We start from the raw sequence: 19,153 nt of genomic DNA, 5'->3' as shown, positions 1-19,153 counted from the left end.
GCGATGAAGGCCGCGCCATGTCGGCCAAGGAGGAAAGATGCGCGCTGTTCTGTCCAAGACGCCTGGTGGCCCCGAAACCCTGGTCGTGGAGGACGTGCTCGACCCGACGCCTAAGACGGGCGAGGTGATCATCGAGGTCAAGGCGGTGGGGATCAACTATCCCGACACCCTGATCATCGAGGACAAATACCAGTTCCGGCCCGAGCGGCCCTTCTCGCCGGGCGCCGAAGTGGCCGGCGTGGTCGAGGCGGTGGGCGAGGGCGTCAAGGGCGTGCGCAAGGGCGACCGGGTCATCGCCGTGCCGGGCTGGGGCGGGCTGGTCGAGCGGCTGGCGGTGCGGGCCGAGACGGTCATCCCCATCCCCGACGCCATGAGCTTCGAAGAAGCGGCGGCCCTGATCATGACCTATGGCACCAGCTACTATGCCCTGAAGGACCGGGCGCAGCTGAAGGCGGGCGAAACCCTCTTGGTGCTGGGTGCGGCCGGGGGCGTCGGCGCCGCCGCCGTCGAACTGGGCAAGGCTATGGGGGCCAAGGTGGTCGCCGCCGCCTCGACCAACGACAAGGTCGAGTTCGCGCTTGAACTGGGCGCCGACAATGGCCTGATCTATCCGTCGGGACCGATGGACAAGGCGGCGCAGAAGGCGTTGTCGGGTGAGTTCAAGCTCGCGACCGGGCGCGACGGGGCGGACGTGGTCTATGACGCGGTCGGCGGCGACTACGCCGATCCGGCGCTGAGGGCCATGGACTGGAACGGGCGCTATCTGGTGGTCGGCTTCCCGGCGGGCATTCCGTCCCTGCCGCTGAACCTGACGCTGCTGAAGTCGGTGTCGGTGATCGGCGTCTTCTGGGGCGCGGCGGTGATGCGCGATCCCAAGGCCCACGCCGCCAACATGGTCGAACTGATGCAGATGTACGCGGACGGCAAGATCAGGCCGCGCGTGTCGAAGACCTTCCCACTGGAAAAGTCCGGAGAGGCCATCAAGGCCCTGGGCGACCGTCAGGCTCTTGGCAAGATCGTGGTAACGGTCGAGAGCTGAGTTATTTCGCCTTCAGCCGCTGCACCGCGTCCTCGGCCTGGTCGCGGTGGCGGCGTTTGATGTTGGCGCCGACCAGGGCCAGCAGGGCGGTGATGACGGCCGCGTCGTCGGTATAGCCGATGCCCGCGAAGATGTCGGGAATGGCGTCCACCGGCATGACGAAATAGGCCAGGCCCGCGAAGATCATGCCCTTGGCCGCCATCGGCGTCTGCGGATCGCGCGCGGCGTACCAGGCGGCCAGGGCCTGGTCCGCAAAGGGGATGCGGGCGGCCGTGCGCTGAATCTTGGGCCAGAAGCCCTTGGTCACGCGGGCCTCGTTGATCTTCACCACCGACGGCACGAGCGCCTTTTTCGGGTCCAGGACATCCGACGGATCGGCGGGTTTGGCTTTGGCGGTCATGGCCGCTAAATCCTCAAACGAAACTCAGGTTCACGACAATATAGGAACGATCAGGATGAAACTCGACAACACCATCGCCGCAGTGGTCACCGGCGGCGCCTCGGGCCTGGGCGAAGGCACCGCGCGCGCCATCGCGGCGACGGGGGCGAAGGTCGCCCTGTTCGATCTGAATGCCGAAAAGGGCGAGGCCGTCGCGGCCGAAATCGGCGGCGTCTTCTGCCAGGTGGACGTGACCGACGACGCCTCGGTCGCCGCCGCCTTCGAAAAGGCCCGCGCCGCCCATGGCCAGGAACGTCTGACCGTCAACTGCGCCGGCATCGCCACGGGCCAGAAGACCGTCTCGCGCAAGAAGGACACCGGCGAGATCAAGGCCCACGACATGGCTCAGTTCGAGCGCACCGTGCGGGTCAATCTGTTCGGCACCTTCCGCGTTTTGTCGCAGTCGGCGGCGGGCATGGTGACGCTGGAGCCGATGGCGGACGGCGAGCGCGGCCTGATCGTCAACACAGCCTCGGTAGCGGCGCAGGACGGCCAGATCGGCCAGGCGGCCTATTCGGCGTCCAAGGGCGGCGTCTATGCCATGACCCTGCCGATCGCGCGCGATCTGGCTCAGGAAGGGGTGCGCTGCAACACCATCCTGCCCGGCATCATGTGGACGCCGATGATGGCTGGGATGGACCAGAAGATCCAGGACGCCCTGGCCGCCGCCATCCCCTTCCCCAGCCGTCTGGGCACGCCGGCCGACTATGCGTCGCTGGTGCTGGAGCTGGCTAGAAACGTCTACATCAACGGCGAATGCATCCGTCTGGACGGCGCCATTCGTTTGGCGCCGCGCTGAGGCGCGGGGGGCGCGAGCGGGACTTGATCGCTTTTTGCAAATTCTCTCTTGCAGGACCGATCAACCCTCCGCTATACGCCCCCTCCTCGACGGGGAGCGCACCTAGCTCCTACGGAGTGCGGGCGTAGCTCAGTGGTAGAGCACAACCTTGCCAAGGTTGGGGTCGAGAGTTCGAATCTCTTCGCCCGCTCCAGTCGAGACGAATAAAATCAGGGGCCTGTCGGTTGCGGCAGGCCCCGATTTTTTGCCCGCTGCCTGAGATGTTTTCAGATCAGTCCGGCGACGAGCGTCAGCACGCCCAGACCGATCGACAGCGGCGCCCGCAGCGCCAGCCAGCCCTCGGGCGTCAGACCGGCCGCCTTCAGCTTCAGATCGACCAGGACGCTGGCGGCGATGAAGACGCCCAGCAAAATCAGAGACGCGGCCGGGTCGGAACCCGCCGCCCAAACGACGCTGGTCGCCAGCGCGAGAAGCGAGGGCACCACAGACGCGATCCAGACCCATTTGGGCGCCTTCAGGCCCGTCGCGGCCGCCAGTCCCCACCAGACGCCGCCCAGGAAGCTGAAGATCAGGGCGGCGTAGGCGTAGGCCAGGCCGAGGGCGGCGGTCTGCTGGTCAGCATCGCCTGCAATGAGGACGACAACCGCCGCCGCCTGGGGCAGCAGGCCGGCGAAACCCAGTATGCGGGCGAGCGGCGGCAAGCGATGTCGGCCGGTGGGTTCAATCGTCATCGGACACCTGTCGAGGCGGGTTGCGATCCAGACTGTAGAGGACGCCCGTATAGGATGGCGAGCCCGTTCGCCGTCGCCGAGAGCCTTCGACCGTCATGACCCCCTTGCTTGTCTGGTACGATGGCGGCTGTCCCCTGTGCCGACGCGAGATCGCCCTGATGCGCCGGCTGGATCGACGCGACGCGATCCGCTTCGTCGATGTGTCGGATGGTCAAACGAGTTGCCCGCTGGATCGCGAGACGCTGCTGGCGCGATTCCACGCGACGGAAAACGGAAGGCTGCTGTCGGGTGCGGCGGCGTTTGCGGCGATGTGGCGGGCCATCCCGCTGTTGCGACCGCTGGGCCTGGCCGCACGCATCCCCTGGGTCCTTGCGGCGTTGGAGGGAGGGTACCGGGTGTTTCTGCGCCTGCGTCCTCGACTTCAGTCTCTCGCTCGCAAATGGGCCCGGTGATGGGAATAACGCATGTCCGTGCTTAGGCTGGTGCTGGGCGATCAGCTGTCGGACGACCTGTCGGCGCTGAGAGATCTGAACCCGGACGTCGATACGGTTCTGATGGCCGAGGTTCGCGACGAGGCGACCTATGTTCGGCATCACAAGCAGAAGCTGGCCCTGGTCTTCGCCGCCATGCGCAGTCACGCCGAGCGGTTGAAGGACCGGGGCGTCAACGTGCGCTATGTGCGGATCGACGATGCGGACAACAGCGGTTCGATCACCGGGGAACTGGCCCGGGCGCTGGACAACGGCGCCCATGAGGCGGTGGTGATGACCGAATGCGGCGAGTGGCGGCTGGCCGAGCATCTGGCCGCCTTTGCGGAAGGGGCGGAGCTGCCGGTCGAGATTCGCGAGGATCGCCGCTTCATCAGCAGCCACGACCGTTTTCGTCGCTGGGCCTCGGGCAAGTCGCAGCTGCGCATGGAGTTCTTCTATCGCGAGATGCGCCGCGCGACGGGCATACTGATGGACGGCGATCAGCCGGAGGGCGGGCGCTGGAACTATGACGCCGAGAACCGCAAGAAGCTGGCCAAGGGCGTGACGCCGCCCGATCGCCTGCGCATCCCGCCCAACCCCGTGGCGCGCGAGACGATGGCGGATGTCGAGCGGCTGTTCGGCGACCATTTCGGATCGCTGGACGGGTTCGGCTGGGCCACGACGGCGCAGGAGGCGGAAGCCTCGCTGAAGCATTTCCTGAAGGACGTCCTGCCGTCGTTCGGGGACTGGCAGGACGCGATGGCGGAGGGTCAGCCGTGGATGTGGCATGGGCTGATCTCGACGTCGATCAACCTGGGCCTGCTGGACCCGCTAGACGTCTGCAAGCGCGCCGAGGCGGTCTATCGGGCGGGCAAGGCGCCGCTGAATGCGGTCGAAGGCTTCATCCGGCAAATCCTGGGATGGCGCGAGTTCGTGCGCGGCATCTACTGGCTGAAGGCGCCGGAGTATCGGGCGCGCAACTTTCTGGATGCGGACCGCAAGCTGCCCTGGTTCTACTGGTCCGGTGAGACCGACATGGCCTGTGTCGCCGACGTGGTGGAGACCACGCGCGACAACGCCTACGCCCACCATATCCAGCGGCTGATGGTGACGGGCAATCTGGCCTTGCTGCTGGGCGTGCATCCCGATCAGGTCGATGACTGGTACATGTGCGTCTATGCCGACGCCTATGAATGGGTCGAGATGCCCAATACGCGCGGCATGGTCCTGTTCGCCGATGGCGGCATCGTGGGGTCCAAGCCCTATGCGGCCTCGGGGGCCTATATCGACCGGATGAGCGACTATTGCGGGGCGTGTCGCTATGACGTGAAGAGCAAGAGCGGCGATGCGGCCTGTCCGTTCAACCGGCTGTATTGGGGCTTTCTGGAGCGCAATTGCGGCCGGCTGCGGGACAATGTGCGGCTGGCCATGCCCTACCGCACGCTGGAGAAGTTCGGGGAAGCCAAGCGCAAGGCCCTGGCGGCCGAGGCGGAGGCGTGCCGGACCCTGCTGGGCGCGACGCCGATCGAGTGACGGTGGAACCCCAGGCGCAGCGCGACCATTTGCCTTGCTGTTTCGTCCTGCTCGAAGAGGTCGCCCCCGTGATCCTGCCCCGCCGTTCCGCCCTTGTCCTGGCCGCCGCCGTTGCGGCCTCGGCCGTGTCCGCCTGCGCCTATAACGAAGCCCTGGGCCGCAATCAGTTGCTGTTGGTGGACAACGCCGCCCTGTCGCAGCAGTCGACGGCGGCCTGGCGCGAGGCTATCGCCAAGCCAGGCGTGATGACGACCGGAGCCCAAGTCGACCGGATCCGGCGCGTCGGCGACCGTCTGGTTCAGGCGGCGGGTCTGGGCGGTCGGACCTGGGACTATGCGGTGTTCACGGAGGCCAGCCCCAACGCCTTCGTCCTGCCGTCCGGCCAGATCGGCGTGACGACCAGCCTGTTGGCCCTGGTCCAGAATGACGACCAGCTGGCCAGCGTGATCGGTCACGAAATCGGGCACGTCGTCGCCAACCATGCGGCCGAGCGCGCCTCGAACCAGACGGTGACCAGCGTCGGTCTGGCGGCTGTCGGCGGGGCGGCGGGTCGCTATGGCGATGCGGTCAACGCCTATGGGGGTTTGGCCGCCCAGTACGGGCTGCTGCTGCCCTATTCACGGCGCGACGAGCTGGAGGCCGACCGTCTGGGCGTGGACTATATGGCCGGCGCCGGGTTCAAGCCGTCGCAGGCGGTCGCGCTGTGGCGGCTGATGGCGGCGCAACGTCAGACCCAGACGCCTCAGTTCGCTTCGACCCACCCGTCGGATGCGACCCGGATCGAGGCGTTGCAGCAGTATATCGCCAGCCGCGGCTGGAACTGATCAGACCCGGATGTCGAGGTAGGAGCCGGGGCGCATGATCCGCGGCTCCTCACGCTGGGCCGGGGCGGAGGGCGCCTCCACCGGCCGGGCCGGGTTGGCGGTGCGGATGGTGGACATGACGGCGGCGGACGGGACGGGCGGCTTGGGCGCCGCAGTCTGCTCCATTGCAGCGCGGAAGAAGGCCGCCTGAGCGCTGCGGGCGCTCGGCAGATCAAGGCCCGGGGCGGGCGTGTTCAGCGGCAGGCCGGGACGAATCGCGCTCATGCCGACATGGTTAACGGAAACCCTCGAAAAAGGGTTAACGCGGCCTCACCGCTTGGTCGGTGCGGGACGAGGCGGGGCCTGCATGGAGGCGACCAGTCGGTCGATGTCAGCGTCGTTCAGCAGGGGGCCGGACTGTTTGCCGGTGATGCGCCCCATGGCGTCGACGGCGAAGGTCTCGGGCACGCCGGAAATGCCGAGGTCGAGGCCCGCACGACCCTCGCGGTCCACCAGCACCATCGAATAGGGATCGCCCAGTTCGTCGAGGAAGGCGCGAGTGGCGACCGGCTCGTCCTTGTAGGCGATGCCGACCACGGCGACGCCGCGCGCCTTCAGCGCCAGCAGCTTGGGGTGTTCGATCCGGCAAGGCGCGCACCAGGAGGCGAACACATTGACCAGCATGGGCCGGCCGACGCCGGCGGTCTTCAGGTCCAGATTGCCCGGTCCCGCCTGGTCGCCTGACAGCAGGGGCAGGACCGTCTCGGGGATCGTCTGACCGACCAGGGCGTCGGGCTTGAACGCCGGGTCGCGCTTCAGCGACCAGCCGACGAACATAGCCGCCAGAGCCGCGAGGACCGCCAGCGGGATCAGGGCCAGCCAGCGGTTCACGGGCGAACCCCCGTTTCTTTTGGCCCTATCGCGCTTCGCGCTGCTTGAGGGCGGTTGGTGTCCGCTGCTTGTGGGTGTGTGCCTTGGTCTGCCTCAAGTCGGGCCAGTTCGCGCTTCCATTTGCGGGAGGCGACGACGGCGCGGATGGTCAGGACGATCAGCACCAGGGCGCTGACGCCCCAGGCGGGCCAGACGAAAGCGGCGTAAGGGGTCATGTCGAGGTCGAGCATGGCGTCAGGCCTCCTGAGCCAGACGGCCGCGCAGGGTCATGACGCGGCGGCGGCGGATCTCGGTGCGGATGGCCGTCAGCCACAGGGCCGCGAACAGCACCCCATAGGCCGCAAGCATGGTCAGAAAGGGCGGCAGATAGACGGGGTCCAGCCCCGACGATCCGGGGGTCAGGAAGCTGGCGGGCTGATGCAGGGTGTTCCACCAATCGACCGAGAATTTCACGATCGGCAGATTGATGAGGCCGACCAAACCCAGGACGGCGGCGGCGCGCCCGGCCTTCTGCTCGTCGTCGATCGAGGCTCTCAGCGCCATATAGCCGAGGTAGAAGAGAAACAGCACCAGCACGCTGGTCAGGCGCGCGTCCCACACCCACCAGGTCCCCCACATCGGCTGGCCCCACAGCGAGCCGGTGAACAGGGCCAAAGCCGTGAAGGCCGCGCCGGGCAGGGCGGCGGCGCGGGCGGCGGCGTCGGCCAGGGCGTGGCGGAAGACCAGCGTAAAGAAACTGGACACGCCCAGCGCCGCATAGGCGCCCAGGCCCAGGGTGGCGGCGGGGACATGGACAAACATGATCCGCACCGTGTCGCCCTGCTGATAATCGGCCGGAACGGTGAAGCTGAGCCAGGCGCCGACGCCCAGCAGCACGGCGGCGAGCCCCCACAGAACGGGCGTCAACGGGCCGGTGAAGGCCATGAAGCGCTGCGGATTGGACAGGCCGAACATCGGTTCAGCGCTTACGCAACGAATGGACGGCGGGCAAGCTCACCCTTGCGCGTTGCGAACGGCGGCGGCCCCGGCGAAGGGCGCGACGATGGCGGCGAACAGGACGTAGGCGCAGAGCAAGGCCAGCGCCGGGCCGACCGGCTGGCCCGATCCGGCGCGCTCCAGGGCGCCGGCGCCGAAGACGACGGGGGGAATAAAGAGCGGCAGGACGACGACGGCGATCAGCAGTCCGCCACGCTTTGCGCCCAGCGCAAGGGCGGCGCCGAGCGCCCCGGTGAAGGCGAAGCCGGCGCCGCCGATCAGGGCGGTCAGTGCGACCAGGGGCGTCAGCGACGCGGGCAGGCCAAGCGCCAGGGCTGCGACGGGGGCGGTCAGGGCGAGCGGCAGACCAACGGCGATCCACTGCGCCAGGGCCTTGATCAAGACGACCTGCTCCAGCGCCAGATGGCCGAGAGCCAGCAGGTCCAGGCCGCCGTCCTCCATGTCGCGCTCGAACAGCCGCTCCAGCGACAGCAGGGACGCCAGGGCCAGGGCCAGCCAGGCGACGCCGCCCGCGACCGGGCCGAGCGTGCGCGGATCGCCGCCGGCCGCCAGCGGCAGTATGGCGGTCAGACAGGCGAAGAAGCCGCATGCCAGCAAGGGGCCGCCGCCCCCGCCCCAGGCCAGATCCAGCTCGCGCTCCAGCAGAACGCGCGTCGCGCCGCGCAGGCCGGGCGGACGGGGTTCCTGATCGACATCGTGGCGGCTCACTTCAGCCCCCCCAGATCGAGAGAGCGGGTCGGCAGCGGCAGGGGGTCGTGGACGGCGGCGACGATCAGGCCGTCGGCGTCCAGATGACGCTGCATCTGCTCGGCGAAGGCTTCGCGCCAACGCGTGTCCAGCGGCGCCATCGGCTCGTCCAGCAGCCACAGGGCGCGCGGCGATCCGACCAGCCGGCCCATGGCCAGACGACGACGCTGACCGGCTGACAGACGCCGGACCTCCAAGTCCAGAAGTGGCTTCAAGCCGAAGGCCTCGACGGCGTGGTAGACGCCGTACTGGGTGTGGCCCAACCAATCGCACTGAAACCCCAGCTCTTCGCGCGCGGTGCGGCCGCCCTTCAGCCCGTCCAGATGACCGAGAAAGTGGGTTTCAGGTCCACGCGCCTGCCGCTCGTCCAGCTTATTGCCGTCGCCGTCCTGGAAGGCGACCGTCCCGGCGTCTGGCCGCAACAGGCCGGCGATCGCGCGCAGCAGGCTGGTCTTGCCCGCCCCGTTTGCGCCCGTCAGGGCCAGCACCTCGCCGGCGCGCAGGGTCAGGTCGAGACCGTCGAACAGTCGCCGCTCGCCGCGCGAGACGGTCAAGCCGGAGAGGGTGAGGGTGTGGATCATCGCGCTTCACCCGCCGCGCCAAATCTGCGAACCCTTCTCAATGTCCACGTCAGGGGTGTGGACACATGGACGGTGCGGCGTGGCGGGGCTATAGGCACGGTCGCCGCAGCAGGCTTTCGCCGCGCGCGCAGGGGCCCTGTGAGCCGCTGCGTCTGCCGCGCGAAGGCGCAACCGGATTGTCGGGCGGCGCTGACCAGAGGAACTCTCCATGCCGTCGATCGACAGCTTCAAGACCCGCCAGGACCTTTCCGTCGGGCGGAAGAAATACGCCTATTACAGCCTTCCCGCCGCCGAGGAAGCCGGTCTGACCGGGATTTCCCGCCTGCCGCGCTCGATGAAGGTGCTGCTGGAGAACCTGCTGCGCAACGAGGATGGCGTTTCCGTCACCGAAGACGACCTGAAGGCCGTCGCCGCCTGGGTTGAGAACAAGGGCTCGGTCGAGCACGAGATCGCCTTCCGGCCGGCCCGCGTTCTGATGCAGGACTTCACCGGCGTGCCCGCCGTGGTCGATCTGGCCGCCATGCGCGACGCCATGAGCGCCCTGGGCGCCGACGCCGCCAAGATCAACCCGCTTGTGCCGGTCGATCTGGTCATCGACCACTCGGTCATGGTCGACAACTTCGGCACGTCGAAAGCCTTCGGCCAGAACGTCGAGCGCGAATACGAGCGCAACATCGAACGCTACAACTTCCTGCGCTGGGGTTCGTCGGCCTTCAACAACTTCCGCGTCGTGCCGCCCGGCACCGGCATCTGCCACCAGGTGAACCTGGAGAACCTGGCCCAGACCGTCTGGACCCTGGATGAAGGCAAGAAGACCGTCGCCTATCCCGACACCGTCGTCGGCACGGACAGCCACACCACCATGATCAACGGCCTGGCCGTCCTGGGCTGGGGTGTCGGCGGCATCGAGGCCGAGGCGGCCATGCTGGGCCAGCCGATCCCGATGCTGATCCCCGAGGTCATCGGCTTCAAGCTGACGGGTTCGATGCCCGAAGGCACGACGGCGACCGACCTGGTGCTGACCGTCACCCAGATGCTGCGCAAGAAGGGCGTGGTCGGCAAGTTCGTCGAATTCTTCGGCGACGCCCTGCCGAACATGACCATCGAGGATCAGGCGACCATCGCCAACATGGCTCCGGAATACGGCGCCACCTGCGGCTTCTTCCCCGTCTCGGCCGCGACCATCGGCTATCTGACCGCCACGGGCCGCGACAAGGCGCGCGTCGCCCTGGTCGAAGCCTACGCCAAGGCCCAGGGCCTGTGGATCGACGAGAATTCGGAAGACCCGGTCTTCACTGATGTGCTGGAACTGGACATCTCGACCGTCGTACCCTCGCTGGCGGGTCCGAAGCGTCCGCAGGACCGCGTCGAACTGACCACCGCCGCTCCGGCCTTCGAAACCGCCCTGACCGACGTCTTCGCCCGTCCGTCCGACGCCGAGCGTGTCTCGGTGGATGGCCAGAAGTTCACCGTCGGCGACGGCGACGTGGTCATCGCGGCCATCACCTCCTGCACCAACACCTCCAACCCGTCGGTCCTGATCGCCGCCGGTCTGGTGGCGCGCAAGGCCAATGCGCTGGGCCTGAAGGCCAAGCCCTGGGTCAAGACCTCGCTGGCCCCCGGCTCGCAGGTCGTGACCGACTATCTGACCGACGCCGGCCTGCAGAAGGATCTGGACGCCCTGGGCTTCAACCTGGTCGGCTATGGCTGCACCACCTGCATCGGCAACTCGGGTCCGCTGGACCCGGCCATCTCCAAGGCGATCAACGACAACGCCCTGGTCGCCACCTCGGTCCTGTCCGGCAACCGCAACTTCGAAGGTCGCGTGAACCCCGACGTCCAAGCCAACTATCTGGCCTCGCCGCCGCTGGTCGTGGCCTACGCCATCGCCGGCTCGATGCGCATCGACATCACCAAGGATCCGATCGGTCAGGACAAGAAGGGCAACGAAGTCTTCCTGAAGGACGTCTGGCCGACCACGCAGGAAATCGCCGACATCCAGCGCAAGTCCGTCACCCCGGCCATGTTCGCCAAACGCTACAAGGACGTGTTCAAGGGCGACAAGCACTGGCAGGCCATCAAGGTCACCGGCGGTCAGACCTATGAGTGGGACGACAGCTCGACCTACGTCGCCAACCCGCCCTATTTCGACGGCCTGTCGATGGACCTGACCCCGGTTCAGGACGTGGTCGAGGCCCGCGTTCTGGCCATCTTCGGCGACTCGATCACCACCGACCACATCAGCCCGGCCGGTTCGATCAAGAAGACCTCGCCCGCCGGCGTCTATCTGACCAACCACGGCGTCGAGGCGGCCGAGTTCAACAGCTACGGCGCCCGTCGCGGCAACCACGAAGTCATGATGCGCGGCACCTTCGCCAACATCCGCATCAAGAACCGCATCACGCCCGAGATCGAAGGCGGCGTGACCAAGCACTTCCCGTCGGGCGACACCATGTCGATCTATGACGCGGCCATGCGGTATCAGTCGGAAGGACGCCCGCTGGTCGTCTTCGCCGGCAAGGAATACGGCACCGGCTCGTCGCGCGACTGGGCGGCCAAGGGCACGCGTCTGCTGGGCGTTCGCGCCGTCATCGCCGAAAGCTTTGAGCGCATCCACCGCTCCAACCTGGTCGGCATGGGCGTTGTGCCGCTGCAGTTCAAGCAGGACGGCTGGCTGAAGCTGGGTCTGACGGGCGAAGAGATCGTCACGATCCGCGGCCTGTCGGACGCCAACATCGGCAAGCTGAAGCCTCGCCAGGACCTGTGGGTCGAGCTGTTCCGTCCGTCGGACGGCAAGATGGCCCGCTTCCCGGTCCGTTGCCGCATCGATAACCAGACCGAGCTGGACTATCTGCTGGCCGGCGGCGTCATGCCCTATGTGCTGCGCAACCTAGCGCGCGGCCCGGAAACCGAAGCGCCGATCGCCGCCGAATAGGTCGCGGTTCGCCGAGATGAGGAAAGGGCCGGCGGAGCGATCCGCCGGCCCTTTTGCTTTGGCGAGGGGTGGTGGTCAGTCGGCGCTGACGACCACCAGCTTGCGGTTTACGAACTCCTTGATGCCCACATCGCCCAGCTCACGGCCGAAGCCCGAGCGTTTGACGCCGCCGAACGGCAGTTCGGGCATGGAGGTCGTGGTGGTGTTGATGAAGACCATGCCGGTCTCGATCCGAGAGGCCAGTTTGCGGGCGCGGTCCGTGTCGCCCGAGAAGATCGAGCCGCCCAGGCCGAAGTGGGAATCGTTGGCCAGGGCCACGACCGCATCGTCGTCCTCGACCACGAAGACCTGGGCCACCGGACCGAAGAACTCCTGATAGAAGGCCGGGTTATTGCGCGCGACGTCCGTCAGGACGGTCGGCTCGTAGAAGAAGCCGGTGCGGTCGGCGGGCTTGCCGCCGGTCAGCGCCTTGGCGCCGTGCTGGATCGCCTCTTCCACCTGTTTGGTCAGGGTCTTCAGCGCATCCTCGGACGACAGCGGACCCAGCACCGTAGCCTCGTCCAGCGGGTCGCCCATGACGGCGCTCTTCATGCCCTCGACAAAGCCGGTGATGAAGGCGTCGGAGACCGACTTCTGGACGATGAAGCGTTTGGAGCCGGTGCAGACCTGGCCGGCGTTGGACAGGCGGCCTTCGACCCCGGCCGCTACCGCCTTTTCGATGTCGGCGTCGTCCAGCACCACGAAGACGTCGCTGCCGCCCAGTTCCAGCGTGGACTTCTTCAGCATTTCCGAGGCGCGGGCCGAGACCTTGGCGCCGGCGCCTTCCGACCCGGTCAGGGCCACGCCCTGGATGCGGTCGTCGCCGATCAGTTCGGCGACCTTGTCCGAGGAGATGTAGAGGTTGGCGACGAAGCCCTCGGGCGCCCCGGCCTCACGCACCAGTTCGGCGAACCGGGCGGCGCAGCGCGGCACGATGCCCGCGTGCTTATAGAGCACGGGATTGCCGACCGCGATGGCGGGAGCCACCACGCGGATCAGCTGATAGATCGGGAAGTTCCACGGCTCGACCGCCAGCAGCACGCCGATCGGGTGAAACTCGACCCAGGCTTCGCCCAGTTCGCTGTCGATCTTTTCGGGCTTGAGGAAATCGGCGGCCTTCTCGGCATAGTAGGCGGCGATGCCGGCGCACAGATCGATCTCGCCCTGCCCTTGAGCCAGGGGCTTGCCCATCTCCTCGGCCATGGTGCGGGCCAGGTCGTCGCGGTTTTCGGTCAGCAGGCCCGACAGGGATTTCAGCACGGCGAGGCGCGGCTGGATGTCGCCCTTGGACCAATCCGAATGGAACAGGCCGTCGGCCTTGGCCAGGGCGGCCTCGACGGCGTCGTCGGTGTGTTCCGGATAGTCCTCGACCAGTTGTTCGGTGAAGGGATTGAGGGTGCGATAGGCCATGGGGCGTCCTGAAGTTTCGGTCGGACGCCCGGGGCGGCGCCGATCCGTTGTCAGGAAAGCAAACGCGACCTGTCGGGGCGGGTTGCTTGGTCGTCAGTCCGGATCGCTGAACGGCGGCGGCAGTTGGCCGGACTTGAAGAGGATGGTGGGCTCTTCGTCGTAGTCGCCCATTTCGGTGTCGGCCGAGACGGCGAAGGCGACGACGCCCAGACGCAACGGCGCCAGCCGTTCGGCCTTGCGACGCGCCTCTTCGGCGTCTTTGCAGCCGACCTGGGGTTCTGCGCGCAGGGCCTTGCCCCGGCCCTGGACGTAGGCCTGGACGATATAGACGGTTTCGGTTGCCATCCGTTTCCAAGCGGCCTGTTCGGCGCTCAGGTCAATCGATCAATCGAGCCTCAGTCCGTTTTCGCTCCAGCTTCACTCTAGCTTCAGGGCCTCGGCCAGCAGCCTGGCCTCGGCGGCGCGGCTGGAGCCGGCGCGCCAGGCGACGACGATCTCGCGATGGGGCGGGGCGCCGTCGGCCTGGTTTTCGAAGGCGCGAATGGCGACGGAGGGGTTGTCGGCCAGACCGGCCTGCACCGCCATCTTCGGCAGGAAGGAGACGCCGAGGCCCGAGCCGACCATCTGAACCAGGGTGTGCAGGCTGGTGGCCGCAAAGACGTCGTCGCCGCGCGGGGCCTCGATGTCCAGCGCCGCCAGAGCGTGGTCGCGCAGGCAATGGCCGTCCTCCAGCAGGATCAGATCCTCGGCCCGCAGCGAGCCGGGACGGATGGGGCCGGGCGCGGCCAAGGCATGGTCGGCGGGGGCGGCGGCCATGATTTCGTCATCGCCGATGCGGGCGTGGGCGATGCCCGGCGCGTCATAGGGCAGGGCGATGACCGCCGCGTCGATCTGACCTGCCTTCAGCGCCGCGATCAGCCGAGGCGTCAGATCCTCGCGGATAAACAGCTTCAGGCTGGGATAGGCGGCCTTCACCGACGGGAGCTTGGCCGGCAGCAGGAAGGGAGCGACGGTGGGGATGACGCCTAGGCGGAATCGGCCGGACAACAGACGCCCGGCGTTCTTGGCCGCCTCGACCAGATCCTCGGTGCGGGCCAAGACGTCCTCGGCGCGGCGAACGGCCTCGGCTCCAACGGCGGTCATGATCACGGCGCCTCGCGCGCGTTCGACCACCGGCGCGCCCAGGATGCGCTCAAGCTCCTGCACACCGGCGCTGAGGGCGGGTTGGCTGACGTGGGCGGCCTCGGCGGCGCGCGAGAAGCTGCCGTGTTCGGCGAGGAGCTTGAGATACTGGAGCTGACGCAGGGTGGGGAGCATGGAAGCGAAATAGGCCCGTCCTATGCTGACGCCAAGGATAATCGATTGGCTTTATCCGTTTGACCCGTGTCGTATGACCCCATCATCTACAGGGCGATGCAAAAATCGCTCGCCGTCGTGCGTCAGCAGCAGGGAGAAACACCATGACCGACGAAGCCAAATGCCCCTTTTCCGGCCGGACGCCCAAGTCGGTCGCTGGCGGCGGCGTTCAGAACCGCGATTGGTGGCCCAACCAGCTGCGTGTCGATCTGCTGAACCAGCATTCGACCAAGTCCGATCCGCTGGGCGCGTCATTCGACTACCGCGAGGCCTTTTCCAAGCTGGACTATGAGGCGCTGAAGGCGGATCTGCGCGCGCTGATGACGGACTCCAAGGATTGGTGGCCGGCGGACTTCGGCCATTATGGCCCGCAGTTCATCCGCATGGCCTGGCACAGCGCCGGAACCTATCGCGTCGGCGATGGTCGCGGCGGCGGCGGGCGGGGCCAGCAGCGGTTCGCGCCGCTGAATTCCTGGCCCGACAACGTCAACATCGACAAGTCACGCCGCCTGTTGTGGCCGATCAAACAAAAGTACGGCCAGGCCATCTCCTGGGCAGATCTGATGATCCTGACCGGAAACGTCGCGCTGGAGACGATGGGTTTCCGCACCTTCGGCTTCTCGGGCGGCCGCGCCGATACCTGGGAGCCGGATCAGGACGTCTATTGGGGTCGCGAAACGACCTGGCTGGGCGGCGACGAACGCTATGCCCACGGCTCGGACGGTGTGGTGAAGCCCGGCGACGAGGCCGTGCTGGTCAGCGATGACGACGCGGACGGCGACGAGCATACGCGCGATCTGGAAAACCCCCTGGCCGCCGTTCAGATGGGCCTGATCTACGTCAATCCGGAGGGGCCGGACGGCAATCCCGATCCGATCGCGGCGGCGCGCGACATCCGCGACACCTTCGCCCGGATGGCGATGAACGACGAGGAGACGGTCGCCCTGATCGCGGGCGGCCACACCTTCGGCAAGACGCACGGCGCGGGCCCTGCCGACCACGTCGGCGCAGAGCCGGAAGGCGACGGCCTGGAGGCGCAAGGCTTGGGCTGGACCTCCAGCTTCGGCACGGGGCACGGCGCCGACGCTATCACCAGCGGCCTGGAAGTCACCTGGACCCAGACGCCGGCCCAGTGGAGCAACTTCTATTTCGAAAACCTGTTCGGCTTCGAATGGGAGCTGGAGAAGTCCCCGGCGGGCGCGCATCAGTGGGTGGCCAAGGACGCGGGCGAGATCATCCCCGACGCCCACGATCCGGCCAAGAAGAAGCGGCCGACGATGCTGACGACCGACCTGTCGATGCGGTTCGACCCGGAATACGAGAAGATCTCGCGCCGGTTCCTGAATGATCCGGAAGCGTTCGCCGACGCCTTTGCGCGGGCCTGGTTCAAGCTGACGCACCGCGATCTGGGGCCGCGTTCGCGCTACGTGGGACCGGAAGTTCCGAGCGAAGTCCTGTTGTGGCAGGATCCGGTGCCGGAGGTGGATCATCCGCTGATCGACGCGACGGACGCGGCGGCTCTGAAGGCCAAGGTGCTGGACTTAGGCCTGAGCGCCGCCGAACTGGTGGGCACGGCCTGGGCCTCGGCCTCGACCTTCCGGGGCGGGGACAAGCGGGGCGGGGCGAACGGCGCCCGCATCCGCCTGGCGCCGCAGAAGGATTGGGCCGTCAATCAGCCCGAACAGCTGGACCGGGTGCTGAAGACGCTGGAGCGCATCCAGACCGAGTTCAATCAGGCGCAGACGGGCGGCAAGAAGCTCTCTTTGGCCGACCTGATCGTGCTGGCCGGCAATGCCGGCGTCGAGCAGGCGGCCAAGGCGGCGGGCCACGACGCCAGCGTGCCGTTCACGCCCGGCCGGACGGACGCCAGCCAGGCGGACACGGATGTCGAATCCTTTGGCTATCTGGAGCCGGTCGCCGATGGCTTCCGCAACTTCCAGAAGGCCCGCTATGCCGTGCCGGCCGAGTCGCTGCTGATCGATCAGGCGCAGCGGCTGACGCTGACGGCGCCGGAGATGACGGTTCTGATCGGCGGCCTTCGGGCCATCAACATCAATACGGGCGGGGCGACGCACGGCGTGCTGACCGAGCGGCCGGGCGTGCTGTCCAACGATGTCTTCGTCAACCTGCTGGACATGGACGTGAAGTGGGCGGCGACCTCGGACGCCAAGGACGTCTTCGAAGGTCGCGATCGCAAGACGGGCGAAGCCAAGTGGACCGGCACGCGTGTCGATCTGGTGTTCGGCTCCAACGCCGTGCTGCGCGCGCTGGCCGAGGTTTATGCCGGGGCCGACGCCGAAGGGAAGTTCGTCTCGGACTTCGTGGCGGCCTGGACCAAGGTCATGGAGCTCGACCGGTTCGACCTGCACGGCTGAGCTGGAGCAGAGGCTGAAAAAGAAGAGGGTCGGGCGCCTCGCAGCGTCCGGCCTTTTCTTCGTGCGGATCAGCGCAGCTTGATCTCGAACAGCTGCGGCCAGCGTTTGCCGGTGACAAACAGGCGTTTGCCCGCCGCGTCCCAGGCGATGCCGTTCAGGACGTCGTCGTTGGGGTCGAGGTTCGCGCCATTGGGGACCAGGGCGGTCAGGTCGATGAAGGTCTTGACCACGCCGGTCTCGGGATCGATGCGCGCGATGCGGTTGTCCTGCCAGATATTGGCGAAGACCTCGCCGTCGATCCATTCCAGTTCGTTGATCTGATCCAGCGGCCGGCCGTCGGCGGTGACGGAGACGCGGCCGGTCTCGGCCAAGGTTTCGGGGTCCAGAAAGCGCAGCTGGTCGGTGCCGTCGCTCATGATCAAGCGGCGGCCGTCGGTGGTCAGCGCCCAGCCCTCGCCCGGATAGGAAAAGCCGCCCAGCGGCGAGAAGTCGTCCAGCTTCCAGATGAAGCCGATGTGGTTGCGCCAGGTCAGGCTGTACAGCTTGCCGTTCAGCGTGGTCATGCCCTCGCCGAAATAGATGGTCGGCAGGTCGCGCTGACGCTCCACGCGCCCGGTCTCCAGATCGACTTTGCGGATGAAGGACGGATACAGGCCCGTGCTCTCGTAAAGGCCGCCGTCGTGGAAGAAAAGGCCTTCTGTGAAGGCCCCTGTGTCGTGGGGATAGGCCCGGACGACCTCGTAGGACTGGACCGGCACTTCGGCCCTGACCGGCAGGGCGACGCCTGTCGTCAGCAACAGACCGGCGACAAGGCCGGCGAGCCGGGACGACAGGCGCATTATGAGCCTCAGCCCCGCTCGGCGGCGGCTTCGGCCTCAGCCTTTTGGGCACGGGCCTCGGCGGCGTTCGCCTCGCTGCGGGCCAGTTCGGCCTTTTCCTTCTTGGATGCGGATTTACGACCCAGCATGTTCAACGCCTCAACACCGGCCGAGAAGGCCATGGCCGCATAGATGTAGCCCTTGGGCACATGATAGCCGAAGCCGTCGGCGATCAACACCATGCCGATCATCAGGAGGAAGCCGAGCGCCAGCATGACGACGCTGGGGTTCTTGTTGATGAAGTTGGCCAGGGGGTCGGCGGCCAGAAGCATGACGGTCACGGCGACCAGGACGGCGACGACCATGATCGGCAGGTGCTCGGTCATGCCGACGGCGGTCAGGATCGAGTCGATCGAGAAGACGATGTCCAACAGGATGATCTGGAAGATGGCCGCGCCGGCGTTGGCGATGACCACGTCCTTCTTGTCCATGACATCGTGGCTGGGCGTGGGATCGACTGTGTGGTGGATTTCCTTGGTCGCCTTCCAGACCAGGAACAGACCGCCCGCGATCAGGATCAGGTCCTTCCAAGAGAATTCATTGCCCATGACGGTGAAGACCGGCTGCACCAGACCGACGAGCCAGGCGATGATCGACAGCAAGGCCAGACGCATGACCAGCGCCAAGCCGATACCGATGCGCCGCACCTTCTGCCGCTGATGCTCGGGCAGTTTGTTCGACAGGATCGAGATGAAGATCAGGTTGTCGATGCCAAGCACGACCTCCATCACGATGAGGGTCACCAATGCAGCCCAGGCGGCCGGATCGGAGAGCAGGGGGGTTATGCTGTCGAGCATGGGGTTTCCTGGTGGAGGATAAAGCTTGAGCGGAAAGCGCTAGGGCCGACGCGGGTTCCGATCAAGCGATGGGGTGCGGCGTCATGGTCGCACCCCCCTGTCTGTCGGGGAGGCGACTGGACACGCGACGGCGCCTTCGCGCAATCGCAGCGAAGTTGGTGGAGGGCTGGGCGGAGCGCCGGGCCTTCGCCCGGAGTTCTGTGATGTGAAGTACCGTTTCGACGAAGGGTATGACGCTCCGCGCGGAAAGTTGGCCTGCAAGCTCGGGGCGCCGAGCGGTGGCGGTCTTATCGCCTAACCCCATAAGCCTGCGACGGGTCGGCGGTCCCTGCGA

Annotated in this window: 20 protein-coding genes and 1 tRNA gene; 8 read left to right on the top strand and 13 right to left on the bottom strand. The window is 67.0% G+C overall.

Features of this window, described 5'->3' with window-relative positions; all coding sequences use genetic code 11:
• Window positions 1-37 precede the first annotated feature (37 nt).
• Window positions 38-1,039 carry an NADPH:quinone oxidoreductase family protein gene (locus BVE01S_RS14560; protein WP_066629084.1) on the top strand — a complete coding sequence of 334 codons (1,002 nt, stop codon included), beginning with the start codon at window positions 38-40 and terminating at the stop codon, window positions 1,037-1,039.
• Window position 1,040: 1 nt separating this feature from the next.
• Here the strand turns inward: BVE01S_RS14560 and BVE01S_RS14555 are convergent, their stop codons facing one another.
• Window positions 1,041-1,439, bottom strand: a complete 399-nt coding sequence (locus tag BVE01S_RS14555; RefSeq protein WP_045809996.1) for a YkvA family protein — start codon at window positions 1,437-1,439, stop codon at window positions 1,041-1,043.
• A gap of 55 nt (window positions 1,440-1,494) precedes the next feature.
• Here BVE01S_RS14555 and BVE01S_RS14550 point away from each other — a divergent pair, with 55 nt between their 5' ends.
• Together BVE01S_RS14550 and BVE01S_RS14545 are read left to right on the top strand one after the other, a co-directional pair.
• Window positions 1,495-2,277: an SDR family NAD(P)-dependent oxidoreductase gene (locus BVE01S_RS14550; protein WP_066553203.1), complete on the top strand. Its 783-nt coding sequence runs from the start codon at window positions 1,495-1,497 to the stop codon at window positions 2,275-2,277.
• Window positions 2,278-2,395: 118 nt separating this feature from the next.
• Window positions 2,396-2,470, top strand: a tRNA-Gly gene (locus BVE01S_RS14545).
• Between the two features lie 73 nt (window positions 2,471-2,543).
• Here BVE01S_RS14545 and BVE01S_RS14540 read toward each other — a convergent pair.
• Entirely contained in the window at window positions 2,544-3,008 is a 465-nt protein-coding gene (locus BVE01S_RS14540; protein ID WP_066629081.1) for a DUF3429 domain-containing protein, read from the bottom strand.
• Window positions 3,009-3,103: 95 nt separating this feature from the next.
• On the opposite strand from BVE01S_RS14540, the gene BVE01S_RS14535 reads away from it, so the two are divergent.
• The 3 genes from BVE01S_RS14535 (at window position 3,104) to BVE01S_RS14525 (ending at window position 5,835) form a co-directional block, all read left to right on the top strand.
• The gene (locus BVE01S_RS14535; protein WP_066629078.1) at window positions 3,104-3,460 is read left to right on the top strand and encodes a thiol-disulfide oxidoreductase DCC family protein; all 357 of its coding nucleotides are present in this window, start codon (window positions 3,104-3,106) and stop codon (window positions 3,458-3,460) included.
• A gap of 12 nt (window positions 3,461-3,472) precedes the next feature.
• Window positions 3,473-5,011, top strand: a complete 1,539-nt coding sequence (locus tag BVE01S_RS14530; protein WP_066629075.1) for a cryptochrome/photolyase family protein — start codon at window positions 3,473-3,475, stop codon at window positions 5,009-5,011.
• Between the two features lie 68 nt (window positions 5,012-5,079).
• On the top strand, window positions 5,080-5,835 hold the full coding sequence (locus tag BVE01S_RS14525) for a M48 family metallopeptidase (RefSeq protein ID WP_066629140.1): 756 nt from the start codon (window positions 5,080-5,082) through the stop codon (window positions 5,833-5,835).
• Here BVE01S_RS14525 and BVE01S_RS14520 read toward each other — a convergent pair whose 3' ends face one another.
• Genes BVE01S_RS14520 through ccmA form a run of 6 tightly spaced genes read right to left on the bottom strand, consistent with a single transcriptional unit; the run spans window position 5,836 to window position 9,029 of the window.
• The gene (locus tag BVE01S_RS14520) at window positions 5,836-6,099 is read right to left on the bottom strand and encodes a hypothetical protein (protein WP_066629073.1); all 264 of its coding nucleotides are present in this window, start codon (window positions 6,097-6,099) and stop codon (window positions 5,836-5,838) included.
• Between the two features lie 45 nt (window positions 6,100-6,144).
• Window positions 6,145-6,705 (bottom strand): DsbE family thiol:disulfide interchange protein, encoded by a 561-nt coding sequence (locus BVE01S_RS14515; protein WP_066629069.1) that lies wholly within the window; start codon window positions 6,703-6,705, stop codon window positions 6,145-6,147.
• Complete coding sequence (gene ccmD, locus BVE01S_RS14510; protein WP_066629067.1) at window positions 6,702-6,935, bottom strand: heme exporter protein CcmD; 234 nt, start codon at window positions 6,933-6,935, stop codon at window positions 6,702-6,704. The genes BVE01S_RS14515 and ccmD overlap by 4 nt, the downstream gene beginning before the upstream one ends.
• Window positions 6,936-6,939: 4 nt before the next feature.
• A complete protein-coding gene (locus BVE01S_RS14505) occupies window positions 6,940-7,659 on the bottom strand; it encodes a heme ABC transporter permease (protein WP_066629064.1) in 720 nt (239 codons plus the stop codon).
• A 39-nt stretch (window positions 7,660-7,698) separates the two neighbouring features.
• Window positions 7,699-8,409 carry a heme exporter protein CcmB gene (ccmB, locus tag BVE01S_RS14500; RefSeq protein ID WP_084375429.1) on the bottom strand — a complete coding sequence of 237 codons (711 nt, stop codon included), beginning with the start codon at window positions 8,407-8,409 and terminating at the stop codon, window positions 7,699-7,701.
• The gene (gene ccmA / locus BVE01S_RS14495; RefSeq protein ID WP_066629062.1) at window positions 8,406-9,029 is read right to left on the bottom strand and encodes a heme ABC exporter ATP-binding protein CcmA; all 624 of its coding nucleotides are present in this window, start codon (window positions 9,027-9,029) and stop codon (window positions 8,406-8,408) included. The genes ccmB and ccmA overlap by 4 nt, the downstream gene beginning before the upstream one ends.
• Window positions 9,030-9,237: 208 nt before the next feature.
• Here ccmA and acnA point away from each other — a divergent pair, with 208 nt between their 5' ends.
• Entirely contained in the window at window positions 9,238-11,964 is a 2,727-nt protein-coding gene (gene acnA, locus BVE01S_RS14490; RefSeq protein WP_066629060.1) for an aconitate hydratase AcnA, read from the top strand.
• A 75-nt stretch (window positions 11,965-12,039) separates the two neighbouring features.
• On the opposite strand, the gene BVE01S_RS14485 is transcribed toward acnA, so the two are convergent.
• The 3 genes from BVE01S_RS14485 to BVE01S_RS14475 form a co-directional block, all read right to left on the bottom strand.
• Window positions 12,040-13,413 carry an NAD-dependent succinate-semialdehyde dehydrogenase gene (locus BVE01S_RS14485; protein ID WP_066629049.1) on the bottom strand — a complete coding sequence of 458 codons (1,374 nt, stop codon included), beginning with the start codon at window positions 13,411-13,413 and terminating at the stop codon, window positions 12,040-12,042.
• Window positions 13,414-13,506: 93 nt separating this feature from the next.
• Window positions 13,507-13,758 (bottom strand): hypothetical protein, encoded by a 252-nt coding sequence (locus BVE01S_RS14480; RefSeq protein WP_055807296.1) that lies wholly within the window; start codon window positions 13,756-13,758, stop codon window positions 13,507-13,509.
• A gap of 72 nt (window positions 13,759-13,830) precedes the next feature.
• The gene (locus BVE01S_RS14475; protein WP_066553170.1) at window positions 13,831-14,730 is read right to left on the bottom strand and encodes a hydrogen peroxide-inducible genes activator; all 900 of its coding nucleotides are present in this window, start codon (window positions 14,728-14,730) and stop codon (window positions 13,831-13,833) included.
• 143 nt (window positions 14,731-14,873) lie between these two features.
• On the opposite strand from BVE01S_RS14475, the gene katG reads away from it, so the two are divergent.
• Window positions 14,874-17,144, top strand: coding sequence for a catalase/peroxidase HPI (gene katG, locus BVE01S_RS14470; protein WP_066629046.1), 2,271 nt, complete (start codon window positions 14,874-14,876; stop codon window positions 17,142-17,144).
• A gap of 68 nt (window positions 17,145-17,212) precedes the next feature.
• Here the strand turns inward: katG and BVE01S_RS14465 are convergent, their stop codons facing one another.
• Window positions 17,213-17,983 (bottom strand): glutaminyl-peptide cyclotransferase, encoded by a 771-nt coding sequence (locus BVE01S_RS14465; protein WP_306301767.1) that lies wholly within the window; start codon window positions 17,981-17,983, stop codon window positions 17,213-17,215.
• An 8-nt stretch (window positions 17,984-17,991) separates the two neighbouring features.
• Window positions 17,992-18,819, bottom strand: coding sequence for a TerC family protein (locus BVE01S_RS14460; RefSeq protein WP_066629030.1), 828 nt, complete (start codon window positions 18,817-18,819; stop codon window positions 17,992-17,994).
• Between the last annotated feature and the right edge of the window lie 334 nt (window positions 18,820-19,153).

The organism is Brevundimonas vesicularis NBRC 12165 (genome assembly GCF_001592205.1).
Lineage (GTDB): Bacteria > Pseudomonadota > Alphaproteobacteria > Caulobacterales > Caulobacteraceae > Brevundimonas > Brevundimonas vesicularis.
The sequence above is the reverse complement of the archived record's forward strand: the minus strand, read 5'-3'. Positions and strand labels throughout refer to the sequence as shown.